Annotated in this window: 2 protein-coding genes; both read left to right on the forward strand. The window is 36.9% G+C overall.

What is annotated here, in order from left to right; all coding sequences use genetic code 11:
- Positions 1 to 1,070: gliding motility-associated C-terminal domain-containing protein (locus CXF59_RS00090; protein ID WP_157824486.1), on the forward strand; the 1,070-nt coding region annotated here is incomplete at its 5' end.
- Positions 1,071 to 1,160: 90 nt separating this feature from the next.
- Positions 1,161 to 2,041, forward strand: an 881-nt coding sequence (locus CXF59_RS00095) for a type IX secretion system membrane protein PorP/SprF (protein WP_101135709.1), incomplete at its 3' end; no start/stop codon positions are given.

Consider the following 2,041-nt stretch of genomic DNA (forward strand, 5'->3'; position numbering starts at 1 on the left):
CTGCACCAACTGCCTCTGCAACTTTGCAACCAACTTGTGCTGTAGCTACTGGAACTATAACGGTTACTGCTCCTACGGGAACTGGAATCACTTATAGCATTGACGGTTCAACTTATACTAACACTACTGGAATATTTACTAATGTATCTGCTGCAACGTATTCAGTTACCGTTAAAAATGCTGCGGGTTGTATCTCTGCTCCAACTAGTGTAACTATTAATGCGCAACCAGCAACACCTGCTGCACCAACTGCCTCTGCAACTTTGCAACCAACGTGTGCCGTAGCAACGGGAACTATAACGGTGACTGCTCCTACGGGAACTGGAATCACGTATAGCATTGACGGTTCAACTTATACTAACACTACTGGAATATTTACTAATGTGGCTGCTGCAACGTATTCAGTTACGGTTAAAAATGCTGCAGGTTGTATTTCTGCTCCAACTAGTGTAACTATTGATGCACAACCGGATAAGACAAGATCAATAACAGTTGATCCAGTCTGTAATACAGATAGAACATTAACTATTGATTTAAACTCATACTTACCATCGGGAACCCCCCTAACAGGAAATTGGGTCGATGACGGAAGTAATGCATTAAATGAAAACACATTAAGTCCCTACGATTTAGTTATACGCCAATATGATTTTCAATATCAAGTTACGGTCGATAGCTGTCCTCTAACTTATATTATAAAAATGAATATAACAGATTTCAATTGCGGAATTGTATTAGGTTGTGGTACTGTACTCGTACATAATGCATTCTCACCAAACGGAGATGGAGTCAATGAAATGTTTACCATTGACAATCTAGAGGATACCATCTGTTATCCAGAGAACACAGTTGAAATCTATAACCGATGGGGAGTTCTAGTTTTTGAAACTACAGGATATAATAATGTTACGAATGCTTTTGATGGTATCTCTCGTGGAAGAACTACTGTTAGTCAATCATCAGGTTTACCAACAGGTACGTACTTTTACATTTTGAATTATACTTCTGTTGATGGAACTGGTCAAATTCAAACCAATAAAAAAGACGGATATCTATACCTAACAAAATAATTAAAAAATAGCACCTTAGGGTATAATAACCCTAAGGTTTAATTACAAATTTATGGACACCCCTAATTTTCGAATCATAAAATATCTACTATGAAAACAAAACTATTTTCTTTCGTTTTGATGTTTACAGCTTTTGTAAGTTTTGCTCAACAGGATGCACAATTTACACAATACATGTACAACACAATAAATATTAATCCAGCTTATGCCGGATCAAGAGGAGCTCTGAGTGTCTTTGCATTACATCGTACCCAATGGGTCGGATTAGATGGTGCGCCAGTTACAAATGCAGTATCTGTAAACACCCCTTTTAACGACAGCAAGTTAGGACTGGGTGTATCCGTTATTAACGATAGAATAGGCCCCACAGTAGAGAACACTATCTCTGCAGATTTATCCTATACCATCCCGACCTCCGAAAAAGTTAAACTATCTTTTGGTGTTAAAGCAACGGCCAATTTATTTAATTTGGATGTTACCCGGCTGAATCCAGTTGATAGCGATCCTAGTTTACAAAACTTTAACAATAAATTCTCTCCAAATATTGGGGCTGGAGTTTATTTGCATTCGGACAAGGCATATATAGGATTATCAATACCTAACTTTATAGAATCAAATAGGTACGATGACAATGAAGTCGCTATCTTTAAAGAAAAAATAAATTATTATTTGATAGCCGGTTATGTACTTGATTTGAATAGCTCCATAAAATTCAAACCTGCTCTATTAGCTAAAATGGTTAAGGGAGCTCCACTGCAAGCAGATATATCGGGAAACTTTATGTTTAACGATAAATTCGTTCTTGGAGTTGCTTACAGGTGGAGTGCTGCGGTTACTGCAATGGCAGGATTTCAAATTTCAGATGCGATGTACATAGGATATGGATATGATCTAGAAACTACCAAATTAAATAATTATAACTCTGGCTCACATGAAGTTTTCTTGCGCTATGAATTATTTAAAAATAATGA

Origin of the sequence: Flavobacterium sp. ALD4 (assembly GCF_002836475.1) — a bacterium.
Lineage (GTDB): Bacteria > Bacteroidota > Bacteroidia > Flavobacteriales > Flavobacteriaceae > Flavobacterium.